The 1,267-nt window shown below is 65.7% G+C and carries 3 protein-coding genes; 1 reads left to right on the top strand and 2 read right to left on the bottom strand.

Going from position 1 to position 1,267, the window contains the following annotated elements; all coding sequences use genetic code 11:
• Both OC610_RS27670 and gspH read right to left on the bottom strand, forming a co-directional pair.
• Positions 1-115: PulJ/GspJ family protein (locus tag OC610_RS27670; protein ID WP_264432705.1), on the bottom strand; the 115-nt coding region annotated here is incomplete at its 3' end.
• Positions 115-573 carry a type II secretion system minor pseudopilin GspH gene (gene gspH, locus OC610_RS27665; RefSeq protein WP_264432702.1) on the bottom strand — a complete coding sequence of 153 codons (459 nt, stop codon included), beginning with the start codon at positions 571-573 and terminating at the stop codon, positions 115-117. The genes gspH and OC610_RS27670, both read right to left, overlap by 1 nt.
• Before the next feature lie 92 nt (positions 574-665).
• Here gspH and OC610_RS27660 point away from each other — a divergent pair, with 92 nt between their 5' ends.
• Positions 666-1,094: a type II secretion system protein N gene (locus tag OC610_RS27660; RefSeq protein ID WP_264432700.1), complete on the top strand. Its 429-nt coding sequence runs from the start codon at positions 666-668 to the stop codon at positions 1,092-1,094.
• Positions 1,095-1,267 lie beyond the last annotated feature (173 nt).

Below are 1,267 nucleotides of genomic sequence, written 5' to 3'. Positions count from 1 at the left end.
GGGCGTCGGCGCGGGTCACGCCGTCGAGCCCGCGCCAGGCGATCAGGCTGACGATGGTCATCAGCAGGATGGCGACCATCACTTCAATCAGCGTGAAGCCGTTCTGCCGGACCATCAATGCACCTCGATGCGGCCAGCCGCGGTGCGCGTCACCGATACGCTGGCCTGGTTGCTGGACAGAATGACGTGCAGGGGCGCGGCAATCCATTCGGCATCGAGCACCAGTGTTTTGCCTGGGTGGATGCGCACCTGCACCGGTCCCGCGCTCCAGTGCCTGGGGCGCAGTTGCGGGTCGTTGATGAACTCCCGGTCCTGCGCGCCGACAGCGTCCAGCCGCACGAAACGGTAGCCCTGGCTGTCGGCGACCCAGGCGATGCGCCGCCCATCGCTGCGCGCTTCGGCCTGGGCGGTTTCCAGCAGCAGGGCCAGGCGCTTGGCATCCTCGCGCAAGCCACTTGCCGCGTCGGTGTGGATATTCAAGCTGATGGCGGCGCTGGCGATGCCGATGATCACCAGCACGACCATCAATTCGATCAGCGTGAAGCCTCGTTGCCGGTGTCGCCATTCATTCATGGTCGCTACGCCTGTGGCTGGGGTGAATTTGCAATAAAACCGTGAGAAAGCGCTGGTAGCCTGAAGCACTGGACGTCACGGAGGATCCGCTCATGCGCCATTTCCATCGCCTCGATCCGGCCACGCTGGTACAGGCTGTCGCCGTGTTGGCCAGCGTGGCGGGGCTTGTCACCTGGGGCTTCTTGCTCAACGATTCGGCGCCCGTGCAAGCCCAGGCCAATAGCGAACCCCTGCCGCCCTTGGCAGCCACTGGCCAAGCGGCGGCGCAATGGTTCGCCGGTTCTGCGCAGAACCTGGAGATCAAGCTCAGCGGCCTGCTGGCCGGACCCCATGGCGCGGTGGCGATTCTCAGCATCGAGGATTCGCCGCCGCGGGCTTTTCGTGCGGGAGAGCCCTTGGGCGAAGGCGTGCGCCTGCGAGGAATCGAGGCCGATGCCGTGGTCATCGAGCGGGCCGGCGTTGAATCGCGCCTGTCGATGGCCCGTCTGCCGGCGCCGGTGGCGCTCCCGTCGTTGCGCTGATTCATGGCGGGGGAACAGGGCGGCTGAACAACGTTTCCAGGCGCGCCAGCGGCGGACCGTCATGTTCGCGTTCATGCACCAGCACTTTCACGCTCAGCAGGTCACCGCTGCGGGTTACCTGCTGCTCGCAACTGAGTTTCAGGCGTCCTTGGTCACAGCGTTGCATGGCGCTG

Origin of the sequence: Pseudomonas agronomica (assembly GCF_025917275.1) — a bacterium.
In the GTDB taxonomy this organism is placed as follows: domain Bacteria; phylum Pseudomonadota; class Gammaproteobacteria; order Pseudomonadales; family Pseudomonadaceae; genus Aquipseudomonas; species Aquipseudomonas agronomica.
This window is presented reverse-complemented; position numbering and strand designations above follow the sequence as displayed.